15 protein-coding genes are annotated in these 15411 nt (G+C 50.8%); 9 read left to right on the top strand and 6 right to left on the bottom strand.

The window, feature by feature from the left end; all coding sequences use genetic code 11:
* Positions 1-71: 71 nt before the first annotated feature.
* From KIH39_RS23130 to KIH39_RS23120, 4 genes are all read right to left on the bottom strand, one after another.
* Positions 72-3143 carry a protein kinase domain-containing protein gene (locus tag KIH39_RS23130; RefSeq protein WP_213495855.1) on the bottom strand — a complete coding sequence of 1024 codons (3072 nt, stop codon included), beginning with the start codon at positions 3141-3143 and terminating at the stop codon, positions 72-74.
* 61 nt (positions 3144-3204) lie between these two features.
* Positions 3205-3351 (bottom strand): hypothetical protein, encoded by a 147-nt coding sequence (locus tag KIH39_RS26735; protein WP_246539398.1) that lies wholly within the window; start codon positions 3349-3351, stop codon positions 3205-3207.
* A gap of 28 nt (positions 3352-3379) precedes the next feature.
* Positions 3380-3832, bottom strand: coding sequence for a sigma-70 family RNA polymerase sigma factor (locus KIH39_RS23125; RefSeq protein ID WP_246539397.1), 453 nt, complete (start codon positions 3830-3832; stop codon positions 3380-3382).
* Positions 3833-4504: 672 nt separating this feature from the next.
* Complete coding sequence (locus KIH39_RS23120) at positions 4505-5122, bottom strand: deoxyribodipyrimidine photo-lyase (protein ID WP_213495853.1); 618 nt, start codon at positions 5120-5122, stop codon at positions 4505-4507.
* Between the two features lie 530 nt (positions 5123-5652).
* Here KIH39_RS23120 and KIH39_RS23115 point away from each other — a divergent pair.
* The 4 genes from KIH39_RS23115 (at position 5653) to KIH39_RS23100 (ending at position 8138) form a co-directional block, all read left to right on the top strand.
* Complete coding sequence (locus tag KIH39_RS23115) at positions 5653-6093, top strand: Ohr family peroxiredoxin (protein WP_390623721.1); 441 nt, start codon at positions 5653-5655, stop codon at positions 6091-6093.
* A 77-nt stretch (positions 6094-6170) separates the two neighbouring features.
* Entirely contained in the window at positions 6171-6785 is a 615-nt protein-coding gene (locus tag KIH39_RS23110) for a cytochrome P460 family protein (RefSeq protein WP_213495849.1), read from the top strand.
* A 207-nt stretch (positions 6786-6992) separates the two neighbouring features.
* Positions 6993-7856, top strand: a complete 864-nt coding sequence (locus tag KIH39_RS23105) for an alpha/beta fold hydrolase (protein WP_213495847.1) — start codon at positions 6993-6995, stop codon at positions 7854-7856.
* Between the two features lie 57 nt (positions 7857-7913).
* Positions 7914-8138, top strand: coding sequence for a BrnA antitoxin family protein (locus tag KIH39_RS23100; RefSeq protein ID WP_213495845.1), 225 nt, complete (start codon positions 7914-7916; stop codon positions 8136-8138).
* Between the two features lie 109 nt (positions 8139-8247).
* On the opposite strand, the gene KIH39_RS26910 is transcribed toward KIH39_RS23100, so the two are convergent.
* On the bottom strand, positions 8248-8760 hold the full coding sequence (locus KIH39_RS26910; RefSeq protein ID WP_213495843.1) for a transposase: 513 nt from the start codon (positions 8758-8760) through the stop codon (positions 8248-8250).
* A complete protein-coding gene (locus tag KIH39_RS26905) occupies positions 8757-9563 on the bottom strand; it encodes a transposase (RefSeq protein WP_213495841.1) in 807 nt (268 codons plus the stop codon). Before KIH39_RS26905 ends, KIH39_RS26910 begins: the two co-directional genes overlap by 4 nt.
* A gap of 468 nt (positions 9564-10031) precedes the next feature.
* On the opposite strand from KIH39_RS26905, the gene KIH39_RS23085 reads away from it, so the two are divergent.
* From KIH39_RS23085 to KIH39_RS23065, 5 genes are read left to right on the top strand one after another with little or no spacing between them, the layout of a single operon-like run.
* The gene (locus KIH39_RS23085) at positions 10032-10736 is read left to right on the top strand and encodes a hydrolase (RefSeq protein WP_213495839.1); all 705 of its coding nucleotides are present in this window, start codon (positions 10032-10034) and stop codon (positions 10734-10736) included.
* Positions 10733-10975 (top strand): hypothetical protein, encoded by a 243-nt coding sequence (locus KIH39_RS23080; protein WP_213495837.1) that lies wholly within the window; start codon positions 10733-10735, stop codon positions 10973-10975. Before KIH39_RS23085 ends, KIH39_RS23080 begins: the two co-directional genes overlap by 4 nt.
* Positions 10976-10999: 24 nt before the next feature.
* Positions 11000-12844: an amidohydrolase gene (locus KIH39_RS23075; RefSeq protein WP_213495835.1), complete on the top strand. Its 1845-nt coding sequence runs from the start codon at positions 11000-11002 to the stop codon at positions 12842-12844.
* Positions 12801-14534: an alginate export family protein gene (locus KIH39_RS23070; protein ID WP_213495833.1), complete on the top strand. Its 1734-nt coding sequence runs from the start codon at positions 12801-12803 to the stop codon at positions 14532-14534. The genes KIH39_RS23075 and KIH39_RS23070 overlap by 44 nt, the downstream gene beginning before the upstream one ends.
* Before the next feature lie 16 nt (positions 14535-14550).
* Positions 14551-15291, top strand: a complete 741-nt coding sequence (locus tag KIH39_RS23065; protein WP_213495831.1) for a M17 family peptidase N-terminal domain-containing protein — start codon at positions 14551-14553, stop codon at positions 15289-15291.
* Positions 15292-15411 lie beyond the last annotated feature (120 nt).

Below are 15411 nucleotides of genomic sequence, written 5' to 3'. Positions count from 1 at the left end.
GCCTGATTTCGCCAGCGAACTCGTTCCTCTTCCCCGAGGTTGGCTGCGTCCGGGCTGCGGCCGCAACAGACTTAAGCCGCAGCACAGGCCGCTCTAAAACGGTGGTCGATGTGGATATCCTCGGCGATTTTTGAATCGGCGGCAAAGACGTCGGAGTAAAGGCGTGCTAAGGCGAATGAGCGATTGGTGAATTGACAGATTCCAGAGTATGCGAGCCGCTCGTCGTTGTGTTGCGGTTGGTATTTACCCTCTAGGAATTCGGGGAGGTTCGGTAAGATCAAGCTCTCGGCTTCCCGGCGAAGATTGTGGAAAATCCAAGCATCGTAGTGGCGTATCTGATTCGCACGCCAATCGAAAGACACGATTGCCTGCGCGAGCGCTTTTCGGGCTTCCGGTAGCTGTCCGGTTCGATAGAGGGCCATGGCCAAAACGAATCGAGGAGAAGGAGCAGGCACCCGAGAAGCAGTTCCCCGCATTATGGCAATCGCCTGGTCGAACCGTCCCTGGCGGTATTCTGCCAGGCCCTTGACGAATTGGAAGGCCGGATAGGCTCCCTGGTGTATCGAGCGGTCCGCGGCCGCGGCTCGGTCCGCCAGAGCGATCGCCTGCCCAAGTTCTTCTTTGGATGAAGGGAGTAGCATACAGGCTCGGGCCGTCCTCTCTGCGATATAAGGATCGGTATCCGACCCGAATTTTGCAAGTAAAGCTTTCCGAGCAATCTGGTACTCTTCCTTCTGGCCGAGATAGAGGCAGAACTCGGCATACCCGTACCAACTCCCATGATCGGGCGGGTCGAGTTCGAGCTGTTTCGCCCAGGCTTTCCTCGATTCTTCCATTCGTCCAAGATTCATGAAGGTGACACGCAAGGCGTAGTGGGCGACCGACAGGTTCGGATCGAGGCGTGTGGCACGTTGGTACGCACTGATTGTTTCGCTAATTTTGCCCTGGGCTTCCAGACACTTTCCACGAAGTAACTCAAGGAGAGCCGTGTCAGGGCCGTTTCGAAGGCAAAATTCGACATGGGTGAGGGATTCTTGGAACCGATGCAAGGCGGCTAAATTGTAAGAGGTATTGTAATGAAAACCGTAGGAATTTGGCTCGATCTCTAGAGCCTTCATTAAGTAATCTTGACTCTCCTCAAACCTGCCATCCTTGTGCAACGCCATTCCAAAATTATTGTAGAGGGCGGCTATCTCGGGCTGAATCGCCAACGCCGCTTGAAAATAGCGATAGGACTCCTGAGGCTTTTCCTCTCGATCGGCTATCGCCGTTGCCAACCTTTCATTGGCGTAAAAATCGTTCGGCATCGCCAGTTGGATCCTCTTCAAGAACTTAAAAGAGTCCCCACCGACCGCGTGCAAGCGCTTCTCGAGCGCCAATAGCAGTCCTACTGATTGTTTGTCCACGGGGGCTATCGCGAGCACTTCCGTGAGGGTCGCCTTACTGTCCCAGGTAGCTGGGCGACGAGCCTGGACACACCAGTCCGTCGGGGCTGGGTCTGCCAACATGGCCACCTCCAGCAACCACCTTCGACGTGCCAAATTCTCTGTGCAGGCGGCCCAGTCATCGAGAGCCGCAACGAGCGTTTCTCGGATATTTGAGCCCTTTACTCGTTCGGCAATGTTTGCCGTACTTTCATGGAGTTGGCCAAATCCGGCTTCCTGAAAAAGCGTCCGGTATTTTTCATCCGAACTAGCAAAGTTGATCTTACCCTTGCCAGATATCACCTCAACGAGTCGAATGGCTTCGACCCGACGTATCAAATCCAGCTCGAGGTTTAGTTGATTTATGCGTTGATGGAGATCGAGAGAGTCGAGAGCGCCGAGACGTACCTTGGCCATTTCTAGCGCGGAGCGACTTTCTCCTACAGAAGATTTTTTAAGGAGTCGAACCGCTTCTCTAAGTAGTTCATCCACATCGCTCTCAATTTTTACACGCTCCGCCGCCGCTACTTTTTCTGCCGCCCAACGATCAGAAAGCATCCAGATTCCGCCAACTAGAAATGTACTTGTGACCAGTATAAATATCGCAACAGTTGAGAAAAAAGCCGGTCGGCGTCGGATGCGGCGGGCCAGCCTTGCCAATAGACTCTCCGGGCGCGCCATGATAGCCTCGCCAAGAAGGAAGCTGTGAAGGTCTTTCGCTAAAGCGCCTGCAGATAAGTATCGCTGACGGGATTCCTTATGCAAGCACTTCAAGCAAATGGTCTCTAGCTCGCGAGGCAGTTTTGCGTTCAACCGTGAAGGAGATATTGGATCTTGAGAGATTACCTGCTGAATCGTTTCCGCAGCCGTCTCTGCTTTGAAGGGCGGACGACCCGTCAAAAGCTCATACAGGATTGCCCCCAGAGCATAGATGTCGACCGCAGGTACTACGGCGAGTAACTCGCCACTGGCCTGTTCCGGCGCCATGTAGCTGGGAGTCCCTACCGCGATACCGCTCAGCGTGAGTCGAGTTTCATCTTCCAACCTTCGAGCTACACCAAAATCGGTAATTTTAGGGCTGCCATCAGTGGTGAGGAGAATATTAGCTGGTTTGAGGTCGCGGTGGATTATTCCATTTTCATGGGCAGCTTGCACTGCCTCGGCCAATGTTGCCACAAGCGCTGCGGAACCTCGTATGGATTGGGGTGCACCCTCTAACTTCTGGGCAAGGCTGCCACCCTCGATTAATTCCATGGTGAAATAAGGCTGGCCTTCAAAATCGCCGACGTCATAGATTTGGACAATGTTTGCATGGCGCAACCCCGCCACCGCCTCAGCTTCCCGTTGGAAGCGCTGTCGCTCATTCGGAGCCGCGTAAGCTCCCGAAAGTGCCATCTTCAAGGCCACGACGCGGTTGAGGCGTAAGTGCCTAGCTCGGAAAACGATACCCATGCCCCCCCGGCCAAGAATTGTCACTAACTCGTAACCCGAAACTTGTGGGAGGGCTTTGGAATCGAATTGCTCCCTGGGTATTGTGGCGAATTCCTCAGACTGTGGTGGAAACAAAGCATCTACTTCATCCTGAACCAAGCGCAATCGCCGCCAGCGTTCACGAACCTGGGGAAGAAGTTCGGGGCAAGTGCTGCAAACCTCTTCCGGAGTCAACCGTGAATCAAGCAGGACGTCCAACATTTGCTGGATTCGGGGGTCCTCGACCATTTACAATCTCCCAAAAGACTATTAACGTCATTGACCCGATACACAACGGATTGCATACCGATTAAGGTAGCTCCGATTGATCGCGATTATTTCTAATGGGGCGAAGGTCACCCAGAGCCTCAGTTAGCAAATGCAAGCTCCGATTTAACCATCGATTGACAGTCATACCTGAAACGCCTAGGATCTCTACGACTTCCACTTGGCTCATTCCTCGAATTTTCGCTAAATCGAAGGCCTCACGTTCTGGTTCGGGTAAGGCAATCGATTGTAGCTAGAATCTGCAGGCAATTCGGTGAAAGACCAGAACCGCTATCCACCAAGGCAGGTATCTGAGCAGCCTGCAGTTCCACTGCCAAGCGTCGATTATCTAAGCGTCGGGCCAGATCATTCAATTCCCATCGCATATGCTGACCAGCCAATGCGAAGAACTGGTGCACTTTTGGAGGGCGGGCCTCGCTCATGGCTTTGAGGAGGCCTTCGACCACCGCGCTGAGCAATTCATTCGGGTGCAGATTCAGCGGGGCTCGGGTCAAACGAAGATAACTTCGATAAAGTAGCGACGTGCATAGATTATTAAGACGACGGACTTCCCGGTCCAGTAAAGCACGTATAACCGGTTCCGCTGAGGCCTCACAAGCCAGTTTATCAAGGTAGCGTTGGACAGCAGCAGTAGTGCATTCCGCGTCCATTTTGATTTCTCGAATTGAACACTGTGGAGTCAAAATAATTGTACTCCCGGGGCCTTTACGCAGCCATGCGCAGTTAATCCCACAAGATCGTAAGGCCTTTGATTCCCTACCGGATACAAGGCTCGGGCATTATTTCGTCAAGTAATTCAGCCTTATCACTGACAGAATTGGGTCGGTTTGGAGTCTGAAGCGGCAGGTATATCGCTGAACAACTGCTAATCGTCCGAAGGGTTGCTGAGAGCCTGACAAGCCAAATTCAAAACGGTTAGATTGGCGAGACAAGTGTTGCCCCTTGACCACATTTCAGAGTATCAATTATCCGAATTGTTGAACCCTCACCGTATTCCGTTTGCGAAGCGAATTCCAGGTTCCGTAGCCTCAGAAAGTCGTATGGACTATTTAGGTCGAAACTCAAAACCTCAGATGGGTGACTACCTAAAAGGGCTACAGATGGTTCGTACTTCAATCTGTATTAACGTTAATATAGATTGGACAAGCGGTAGATGCATCCGAGGATGCTTTGCTAATTGCGAAGTTCGCGAGCCAACATTCCGACCAGCTCATTAATCTTTGGAACAGGTTCAGAAAGTCATCGCTCTATTCAGGGATCTGGAAGTCATACCTGCGGACCTTACAACCGTGCATCACGCTAGTCCGATCGCATGGAAAGATTCACTGGTGCATCCGTTTGGCGGATTTCGGCCGATAACCCAACACCTGCGGAGCTACAAGTTCCCAGTATCGCGAGAAACGCTTGGGCTCCTGCGAGTACTCTGCAAACACCGGCCGGGAGTGCACGATAACCTTGCTCCCTTTCTGTAACTGAATCGCGGTTTCCAGCACCGTTGGGTTCGGATGCTCCGAGAAGTGAACCGTAGACGCCCCGAGAGCGTTGGCGAGGACTGCAAGTTGCTCGGCGGGATCGCCGACGAGCACCAGTTTCGTGGGGTTCAGCAGATGCTCGAAGAGATCTTCCAAGCCCTCCAGCACGAATGCCAGTCGATGATAGGCCCACGGCTCCGCCCGCAATGCCGGCTCGTCGAAGACAAACGCCACGGCCGCTTCGGGATTCGCTTTGAGAGCCGGATCCTCCCAGGACATGGCCGCGTCGTGTACCCACACCAGATCGGAGGCCGGCGGGAGCGGCCCAAGGCGTTTTACGATATCGGTCGCCGAAAGTTCAACTCGCTTCGATTCCGCTGCAGGAGTCGGAGTGGCCATCGGAGCCGAGGAACCGGTAAACAATCGATGCTGAAGAGTGGGATAATCCGCTTCGAACGGACATTTCACCCGACAGGTGTTGCACCAGCGGCCGCCGCTGAACTTGGCAATGTTGTCTTTGTTGGCAAAATAGGGCTTGGAGGAAAACGTGCCTTCGACCCACTGCCAACTGGACGAATTGCTCGCGATATCGCCATCGTAGAGGTACTGCCGGAACAGTTGGGCTCTCGCCTAAACGCTTCCCATCGCGAATCCAGCTTACGACACATCGACATGACTCAGACTCCTGATGATTAAAAACCACCCGGATAAATCGCCAGACAATAAGGGTGTTCGTCATCCGGACACGAGCAGAATATTCCTTCAACGTTAGGGTTAGATTGACTGGTGAGTTTCCACCTTAGTACTCTTAAGCATCCGCACAGTGATTTTTCAGCCTTCAAAGTATTTGAAATTCGTGAGATCAAGTCCAGAACCAACGATTTGGTTTCCATCAATTATTTTGTTAACCCATCCCGCTTATGAATAGCAGAAGGAATTCGCAAACATTGAAGGAATAGAAAATGATCGCACAAAAATACGAAAATGGTTTCGACCCCATGGAGTCAAGAAAATCCTCTCCGATTCGCACTAGAAAAGAAGTCTTGTACACGGCAAGAGTGGTCACCACGTGTGGTCGGGAAGGTGCATCCCGCAGTTCGGATGGTCGACTCGATGTCAAATATTCGCGACCTGAGTCCGGAGGCATAGGTACTAATCCAGAGCAACTGTTCGCCGCCTGTTGGTCTGCTAGCTTCGAAGGGGCAATGGCGATCATAGCACGCAAGATGAAGATTACCATCCCAGAAGAACTAGCCATTGAGGCGGAAGTGGACTTGTGTTCAAGCGATAAGGGCTTCTTCCTCCAGGCTCGGCTCAATATCTCTCTTCCAGATTTGGATCACAAGGTCGCTTTGACGTTGGTAAACGCGGCTCATCTGAATTGTCCTTATTCCAAAGCCGTCAAAGGAAACGTTGGAGTGGAGATTAACCTCGTCTAAACTCGACTCATCAGAATGCGAGGATTCGCTAATCCTCATTTTTAATTTTCGACTTTTTTATCCGAGGAGATTTTCCAGTGTTTAAACATCGCAAATTCCACTATGGCAAGTTTCCAGGCGCAGCCGCAGTGCTGATCGTCACCATGCAACTCTTCACAGCGGGATGCGTGGCATCCAGAACAGACAGTCTTGAAGATGCCGTGAATGAACAAGAAAAAACACCTGCGGCAGTATCGAATTCCATACCCGTTTCGGCAAACCATGCCGATGAATCAACCTCACCCATTTTCGGAGTAAGCATACCCGATGGTTATCGGCATTGGGAATTAATTTCCGTGTCCCAGGATTCGGGCAGAAACGTACTCAAAGGTATTTTAGGAAACGAGCTCTCGACCAAGGCCTATCAAGACAAGACGATTCCTTTTCCAGATGGGTCAACTCTCGTCAAGCTCACCTGGAAGCGTGAATCGTTAAGTGGATTTGAAAATGTGTTTGTTGCGGGTCCCTCGACCATGGTTGAGGTTATGGTTAAAGATTCGAAGAAATATGCAGAAACAGGTGGATGGGGCTTCGGTCGATTTATCGATGGCAAACCCGCTAGCGAGGCACAACACAAAAGCTGTTTCGAGTGCCACTCCCGCGACGCAAAATTCAAAAATTATGACTTTGTTTTTACCCATCGTGCCCCCTGAAATCGGCCATAGTCCACCTACTCCCTGTCATTTGGATAAATTCGTTCCCGTAATTACAAAAATTGTCATCGATACCTGCGTCTTTTGAATTATTTAAAACGAATTTTGCAACCTGAGAGGGAGTGGTGTTTCGATAGAAGATTTTCGAGGCCTCTTTGGGTAGTTGATAAGTTCTTTATGTCTCTGGTACAAGGTAAGGAGTCCAGGATGTCCCAAAATGCAACTTACCGTACAATCACAGTAGATGGTCTGGCCATCTTCTACCGCGAAGCGGGCCCGAAAAATGCACCCATTCTTCTGTTATTGCATGGATTTCCATCATCCTCGCGGATGTTCGAGCCGCTCTTCGGCAGACTTGCCGATCACTATCATTTGATTGCACCCGATTACCCAGGATTCGGTCACAGCGAGTGCCCGGACAGAAAAAGCTTTAGTTATACTTTTGATCGCTTAGCTGAGATTATGCATCATTTTTGCATAGCATTGGGACTTTCCCGCTACACGCTCTACATGCAAGATTATGGTAGTCCCGTAGGCTTCCGTATAGCTTTGGTCGATCCGGAGCGGGTTGAGGCACTCATTATCCAGAATGCAGTGGCACACAACTCTGGTCTGGGAGAAAACTGGAAGCTTCGTCGAAAGTTTTGGTCCAATCGAACTGCCCATGAAGATGCGTTCAGAAAAAGTTTTCTCTCGTTGGAGGCAGCTCGGACCAGACATGTGGGGAGCGATCTCAATAGTGAGCGATATGATCCCGATCTATGGACGGATGAGTTTGCGTTTCTGAATCAGCCAGGTCAGGCGGATATTCAGATCGACCTTTTCTACGACTATCGAACCAACTTGGATCTTTATCCGAAATGGCAAACCTGGATGCGAGAAAGGCAACCGCGACTTCTCGTAATCTGGGGGAGGTTTGACCCGTCGTTCGATATCTCTGAGCCGGAAGCTTATCGCGCGGATGTGCCGAAGTCAGAAATTCACCTTCTCGAGGCGGGACATTTCGCCCTCGATACTGCCGCGGATCAGATCGCAGTGACGGTGCGGGAATTTTTGAAAACGATGAACTAAGTGGTTATCTGAACGACGGCTCCTAGCTAGCGAAAACCGATTCACAAATACGGAGAGATGATGGTGAATAAAGAGCGCGATCAATTTAGTCGGGAGCATCCAAGCCGTAACGAAGAATATTTGGAGCTCTCGCTGTTCTTATCGAATCGTTGTTTGGAAGCATTGCAGGTAGTAGCCAACAAACAGGGTATTTCCGTAGGTCGATTGCTGCGCGATCTGATTCTGAACTATCTTGTCGTTCAAAGGCAGCAAAACGCAATATTAGAGAACAACATCGGTTGAAGAAATTCCGCCGAGGATCTGTCAATCGAACGCTTCAGCGGATCAGCATCCTTTAATGAACCGTTATTTTTTGGTCAATATCGCTGAAAAGTAAACGGCTCTTCCGTTTCTAGGTGTAGCATCCAGAGAAATGCTTCTGTATCTGGTTGACGAAGCCGCGAATCTCCGCAACGGTCGGCCCTAATTTTTTCGCAGCCCAATTCACGTCCAGGAGTATTCTCGTCCAGAGCGTAGTTAGACTCTGAATTCCATAACTCCGACGTAGCACTACCCGAATCTTGGTATTCAGACCTTCCACCGGGCCGCTGCTTTTGCGTTCCTCGAAGTAGGCTAAGATCCCCTCCCAGTTATTCTTGAGCATCGTGATGAACGGCTCCCAATCCATCTCGGTCTCGCGGGCCTGGACGATCCAATCTTCCAACAGTCGCGAGGCTTCGGCTCGGTTCGGGGCACTATCGAAGATCTTGGTCGCCTCCCAACGCAGATGGTAGATCGTTCCCAACGAAGGCACCTTCTCGAACAAATCCTCGAGGGCCTGGGTCCGCTCGGGATTCAAATCCTCGGGACGACGCCGGAAGTCGTGCATCTGAGAACGCAGCTTCTTGCGGGCTTCCCCGCTCAAACTTCGCTTGTAGGCTCGATAGTTTTTTTTCGCAGATCGTCCGCCACCTCACCCAATTTCTTGGCGACGTGAAAGCGATCTATCACCGACTGGCTGTTGGGTAAATGCACGCCGCAAGCCTTCAAATACGCCGCGCTCATGTCCGTATGATGCCAACGCACCGCCGACCGTTGCTGGGCCGACAAACGCTCCAAACACGCTCGCCCAGCTGCTTCGTCACGACCCTTGGACAGAGCCAGAATCTCCGGACGCTCCGCATTCGTCAGGTCCGTCAATATTGTCGCATATCCCTTATGCCCCTTACGCAGGCTGATCTCATCCAGACCCAATCGCTCGATCTTCCGCTGGGGATCGATCTGCTTCGCCTTGGCGTCCTCTATCCGGTTCTTGACGATTCGCTCCACCGTCTCCGCGGCGATCCCCAAACGCACCGCCACGTCTTCGGCTGTGCTCCCGATCAGACTGACCAGCACCTGCTCCTCGAAGCGAAACGTATATTTCACATCCCGACGCTTGAACGGCGGCAACAGCGATTGACGGTGACCGCACGACGGGCAGCGGTGATACACCTCCTGGTACACGAAAAAGCTCGGCTTACCCCACAAATCCAGATCGCGGATGCTCAGAAACTTGTTCTTCTCCACCAATTGAAGCCGAGACTCTCGCTGGCAAGTCTCGCAACAAAGATTGTCGGGAAACTGCCAACTCACGTGAAAGGCGTGACCCCCGTCGATGCGTTCGTATTCGCCAACGCTCACTCCGGCAGGGACGTCCATATCTATGGCAATGGTAGTCGTCGTCATCGGCTCTTCCGTGAACCAGGAAAAGGGTACTCTCAATTGCAATCTATCCCAAAATGACCGATTCGCCGAGAGTTGCGCCTAAAAACGGAAGAGCCAAGTAAACTTCCAGAAGTAACGAACACCAGCGTTATAATGTTGAGCTTAAAGCGTAATAATATAAGTCCGCATGAAATTTCAAACAATTGCACTTCATTCGTAGAATGTAACTCTCGATCCAAACTGATCACATTGAAAATAGTCCGCTCAGCGTTTAATCCGCTATTTTCCCGCTCCGTACTTCTCCAGAGATTCCCATAATTTTGGAACACTCTCTCGGATGTTAACCCTTTACGCTCAGATTAGGTGAGAGGCAGAGAGAACGACTGAATGAGGAACTTTACTTCGTTCCCTCCCAGCACAACGATAAACGGGTATCGATGTAACGATCTCAATATTAATCTTTCGCTTTCGCAAAAAAAGGGGAATGTCATGTCTCAAGATTCAGGCCGACCAAAGCTCAGCGAGAAGGGGTTATTGACGCCAGAGAATTGCGTTCTTGCGCTCATAGATTTGCAACCGCAAATGCTGTTTGGCGTGTCAAATTTCGATCGTCAGTCGATCATCAATAATAATGTTGCCCTCGCCAAGGCTGCAAAGGTATTTGGCCTTCCGGTGATACTCTCGACGGTCGAAACCAAGGCGTTCAGCGGTAATATCTGGCCTCAAATTCAGGCAATATTTCCAACGCAAATACCAATTGAACGCACTTCTATGAATTCCTGGGACGACCAGAACTTTGTCGCCGAAGTCAAAAAGCACGGCCGGAAAAAGATTGTCCTGACGGGCCTTTGGACGGAAACCTGCGTTGCTTTACCGACCGTCCAGGCCATTTCCGATGGATACGAGGTTTTCGTCGTTGAGGATTGTTGCGGGGATGTCAACCAACTATCGCACGATAACGCCATGAAACGAGTCGTTCAGGCCGGTGCGAAGCCGGTTACTGCTCTTTCGGTCATGCTCGAGTGGCAACGGGACTGGGCCCACAAAGGCACGTACGACGCCGTGATGGACATCGTGAAAACTCACTTCGGTGCCTACGGCATCGGTGTCGAATATGCCTACACGATGGTTCACGGCGCCTCGCCAACCAGATACCCCGAGTATGTGGTGCCTACAGCGGTGTCGCACAAATGAAGCCTCGATTGAAGGAGGCTTTATTGACCTGGATCGGTGTGAACATCACGGCATTCGCGCTGACCTTCACGTTGACTCCGCTAATTTCGGACTGGTCCTGGTTCGCAATATTGCTTGTGTTTAATACGGCTATGGTCGCCGGGTTAACCTGGATGGTTATGCCCGCCTTAGTTTGGCTCGCTGAACGTTGGTGGGCACCCGGTTCAACATCTGAAACAAATAAACCCCGTAAAGATTAGCTGCAATCGCGCAAAGGAATAACGATGGCTACACCAAACCTGATCCTTCATAACGGCAAGATAACCACAAACGACAGTTCGTTGGAAGTGGAAGCCATCGCTTTCGAAAATGGGCGGGTTCTCGCAATCGGTAACGATGCCGAGATACTCAAGCTTCGTGGACCCAGCTCGACAGTTATTGATCTGGACAAGAGGAGGGCGATTCCCGGATTGAACGATTCTCACCTCCACCTCATCCGTGGTGGGCTGAACTACAATCTCGAACTTCGTTGGGACGGGGTTCCTTCTCTCGCCGACGCACTCGCGTTACTTAAAGAACAGGCGAAGCGGACACCGCCTCCCCAATGGGTGCGCGTAGTAGGAGGCTGGAGTGAGTTTCAGTTTGCGGAACGGCGGATGCCAACGTTGGAAGAGGTAAACGCGGCCGCCCCTGACACGCCGGTTTTCATTCTCCACCTCTACGATCGGGCGATTTTAAACGCAGCCGCGTTGCGTGTTTGCGGATTTACCAAGGATACTCCCAATCCACCAGGCGGGGAAATACAGCGGGATAAACGTGGTAATCCAACCGGAATCCTCATAGCTCGCCCAAATGCCATGATTCTCTATTCGACTCTTGCAAAAGGCCCGAAGCTACCGCCGGAGTATCAACTCAACTCGACTCGACATTTCATGCGCGAATTGAACCGTCTTGGTGTGACGAGTGCCATTGATGCCGGAGGCGGCTTTCAAAACTATCCCGAGGATTATGCGATCATTGAAGACCTCCATCGTCGAGGTGAAATGACCGTTCGCGTGGCTTACAACCTCTTCACACAAATACCTAAAGGCGAGTTGGAAGATTTTTCGAAGTGGGTGGATACGACCAGGCCGGGTGCCGGGAGCGACTTCTACCGAATGAATGGCGCGGGCGAGATGCTGGTTTTTTCCGCGGCCGATTTTGAAGATTTTCTGGAGCCTCGACCCGATCTGTCACCGGGGATGGAAGGTGAACTCCATCGAGTGGTAAAACTTCTTGCCGAACATCGCTGGCCGTTTCGGTTGCATGCCACCTATGACGAGTCAATTTCCCGATTTCTCGATGTTTTCGAAGCTGTAAACCGAGAGGTCCCTTTCCAGGGCTTACGCTGGTTTTTCGATCATGCCGAGACTGTAACTGAGCGAAATCTGGAGCGGATTAAAGCTTTGAGTGGCGGCATCGCTGTGCAGCATCGGATGGCATTCCAGGGAGAATATTTCGTCGACCGGTATGGAGCCAAGGCGGCCGAGCAGACACCGCCTATCGCCAAGATGCTTGACATGGGGATCCCCGTGGGAGCGGGGACGGATGCTACCAGAGTAGCAAGTTACAACCCTTGGATAGCCCTATCGTGGATGGTGACGGGCCAAACTGTAGGTGGATTTCCTCTCTACACCGAAACTAACAGGCTTGATCGAGCGATGGCCTTGCGACTTTACACTCAAGGTTCTGCTTGGATGTCCTCGGAGGAAACTCACAAAGGTGCACTGGCAGAAGGTCAACTTGGCGATTTAGCGGTACTTTCCGCCGACTACTTTAGTGTACCCGCTGAAGAAATTAAAGATATTGAGTCGATACTGACAGTGGTGGGAGGGAAGGTGGTTTATGCAAGTGAATCCTACTCAGCCTATGCTCCCCCAATATTGCCAGTTACCCCAGATTGGTCCCCAGTAAGCGTCTATCGGGGCAAATATAGCAAAGCGGGCTGGATAGATGAGCAAATTCACCATCCTCGATGGTGTTCACATGGGACGGGCTTACAAGGTCTGTTCCCTCGTTTGTTAGGTCCGTTTACGATCGAGAAAGATGATCCGTTTTGGGGCAGAGGTTGTGCTTGCTGGGCTTTTTGAGTCTATTGGCCTCAAACAAGTGGAACGTATGAAAAATATAAAAAAATATCGATTTGCATACGGCTTGGCGCAGCCTGCAACTGATGAAGTGCAAGCGCGCCGACTGGTAAGACCATTGGATGCTTTTCAACGAAACTTGCTTCTCTCTTTCGCGCTCGCCTTAGTTATTTCGAGTTCAAATACGGTAGCTCAAACTCCAGAATCATCGCCGGTTGTTACAAATCGAGAATCCTCTTTAAGTTCTGATAAATCTTCGACCACCGACCCTCAAGATAAAGTAACTGATAAAAGATTGGATACGCGCTTCGGTCCGGGTCAGCAAGCAATATCTGGCTCGGTTCCAGCGGGAACGGAAGGAGCACCGACCTACAAGCTTCTTAGGTACAGCGAAGATTGGAGCTATCTCAAAGAGCCTCAAAAGCGAACGGACTACTGGGACCCTTTGAAATATATTCCGCTCTTCGATCGCGAAGAATACTATTTGACCATAGGAGGAGATATTCGAGAGTGGTTCGAAACATACCACAACGGTTCGTATGGGCTTGCTCCATCAAACGCGCGAGGGAACAACACGTATTTCTTGCAGAGGTATATGCTCTACGGAGATTTGCATATCGAGCCGAATTTCCGCATTTTCGTCCAGTCGATCAGTGGATTCGAGGACGGTCGAATCGGTGGTCCGCGACCGGATATAGACCGAAATCAATTCGATTTGCATCAAGCGTTTTTTGACTGGAAATGGAATCTGATCAATGACGATTCGATCACTTGGAGGATCGGTCGACAGGAATTCGAATATGGCTCTGGTCGACTCATTGATGTAAGAGAGGGACCGAATCTCAGGCTCTCGTTCGACGCGGCCCGATTTTTAGCAAAAATTGGTGATTGGTCCGTCGATGGATGGTGGGGAAAACCGGTATTGAACAACGCGCAGACCTTTGACGATGAGCCCAATCCACAAATTTCGTTCTGGGGTATTTATGGTGTTCGGCCTACAGGGTATGATTCCAAGATTAACTTCGACGTTTATTATCTCGGTTATGAAAACAGGACGGCAACATACGATGAAGGGAAAGGTTATGAACTGAGGCATTCATTCGGTACACGAATTTGGGCGAGACCAGAACCCATAGAGTACAACCTGGAATACGTTTACCAATTTGGCTCCTTCGATGGAGGACAAATTAGTGCCTGGACGGCGGCGAACGCTATTCGTTATAAACTGGAAGAGCTACCATTGGAGCCTACTCCCGGTGTTCGATTCGATATCGCAAGTGGCGATCGAAATGCTCTCACTCGCAATCTACAGACTTTCAATCCACTTTTCCCCGCCGGTGCTTACTTTAACTTGACCGGCCCTTTTGGGCCCATGAATCTTATTGACCTTCATCCCACACTCGACCTTAAATTATCCGAAAAACTGAGCCTCTCAGCCGACTGGAACTTCTTCTGGCGGCAGAGCCTGGAAGATGGCATTTACCAGTTATCCGGCAACCTACTGGCGAGTGGTCAGTCGAGTCGTGCGAGATATATTGGTTCGAGCCCCGCTTTAACGCTCATTTGGAATCCCACTCCCCATTTGACATTACTTACAAGTTACGTTCACATATTTCCAGGCCCATTTCTTGAACAAAGCACACCTGGTAAACCCGTCGATTACATCACGACTTGGTTAACCTACAAATTCTAACACTGTGAGATACTCCATGAACCAGTCGATTAAATTGCTTGCTCTAGCGTTTTTCCAGCTCGTTGTTGCGATTCCGTCGGCAAGTGCCGAAAATCCAGTTCAAGCACCTGCCGAAACGAAACTGGCAGGCCCTCATGATTCGTCGATTATAGTTCGAATGCAGGGGCCTTACGATGCCGAAGTGCCCTTACAGATCGTTTGTTACTTCAAAAAATCGGCTGAGTCGGACAAAAAGATGACTGGGGCACCCGTCGAACTCGACAAGCGACTAGGCGGGCTGATAAGCTCACTTCGGAATCGAGGTGAATTTACTGGAGACGACCTGGAAGTATTAATTATCGATGCGCCTGCGGAAACGATCAAACCGAAAAAATTGCTTCTCATCGGTCTTGGGGACGAGGCCAATCTATCGCTTCAGAAGATGACGCAAATTGGCATATCGGGTCTGCGAGAGGCTGCAAAGCTAGGCGCGACGAAGGTCGCATTTGCTCCTTTGATTCGCGATCAGGGAAACAACCGATTGAAAACCGGAGACGTGGAATCCGCCGTAATCCGAGGGATGCTGATGGCGTACGATACGGAGCGAAGACTTCAAAAGCAGGGTTTTGCAAAATCATACGCTTTGCAAAATTGGGTTGTAGAGGCTGGTCCGGCTTATTACGAAGAAACTATTTCGGGAGTAAAGAAGGGTATAGCCGAAGCGGGTACGGCAATTCAAGCTCGAGATGTTCAACCTTATTCTACAAAAAGCAAGTAATCGATAAATTTCGATCAAGACGTGGGGGGAAATCCGGCCGGTGAGGATGCGGTGCCACGGAAAAAAAAATGTGTGGAGTAGGATTCTGGATTTGAAAAAGGTGAATATCCAAACCTGGAA

The sequence above is a fragment of the Telmatocola sphagniphila genome, assembly GCF_018398935.1.
Lineage (GTDB): Bacteria > Planctomycetota > Planctomycetia > Gemmatales > Gemmataceae > Telmatocola > Telmatocola sphagniphila.
Note: the sequence above shows the minus strand (reverse complement) of the source record. Positions and strands in the feature narration are given on the sequence as shown.

What these genes read in the sequence shown, in the direction of transcription:
- KIH39_RS23130 (WP_213495855.1), bottom strand. Translation starts at nt 3,143, where the DNA reads ATGGTCGAGGACCCCCGAATCCAGCAAATGTTGGACGTCCTGCTTGAT.
- KIH39_RS26735 (WP_246539398.1), bottom strand. Translation starts at nt 3,351, where the DNA reads ATGAGCCAAGTGGAAGTCGTAGAGATCCTAGGCGTTTCAGGTATGACT.
- KIH39_RS23125 (WP_246539397.1), bottom strand. Translation starts at nt 3,832, where the DNA reads ATGGACGCGGAATGCACTACTGCTGCTGTCCAACGCTACCTTGATAAA.
- KIH39_RS23115 (WP_390623721.1), top strand. Translation starts at nt 5,653, where the DNA reads ATGGAGTCAAGAAAATCCTCTCCGATTCGCACTAGAAAAGAAGTCTTG.
- KIH39_RS23105 (WP_213495847.1), top strand. Translation starts at nt 6,993, where the DNA reads ATGTCCCAAAATGCAACTTACCGTACAATCACAGTAGATGGTCTGGCC.
- KIH39_RS23100 (WP_213495845.1), top strand. Translation starts at nt 7,914, where the DNA reads ATGATGGTGAATAAAGAGCGCGATCAATTTAGTCGGGAGCATCCAAGC.
- KIH39_RS26905 (WP_213495841.1), bottom strand. Translation starts at nt 9,563, where the DNA reads ATGACGACGACTACCATTGCCATAGATATGGACGTCCCTGCCGGAGTG.
- KIH39_RS23085 (WP_213495839.1), top strand. Translation starts at nt 10,032, where the DNA reads ATGTCTCAAGATTCAGGCCGACCAAAGCTCAGCGAGAAGGGGTTATTG.
- KIH39_RS23080 (WP_213495837.1), top strand. Translation starts at nt 10,733, where the DNA reads ATGAAGCCTCGATTGAAGGAGGCTTTATTGACCTGGATCGGTGTGAAC.
- KIH39_RS23075 (WP_213495835.1), top strand. Translation starts at nt 11,000, where the DNA reads ATGGCTACACCAAACCTGATCCTTCATAACGGCAAGATAACCACAAAC.
- KIH39_RS23070 (WP_213495833.1), top strand. Translation starts at nt 12,801, where the DNA reads ATGATCCGTTTTGGGGCAGAGGTTGTGCTTGCTGGGCTTTTTGAGTCT.
- KIH39_RS23065 (WP_213495831.1), top strand. Translation starts at nt 14,551, where the DNA reads ATGAACCAGTCGATTAAATTGCTTGCTCTAGCGTTTTTCCAGCTCGTT.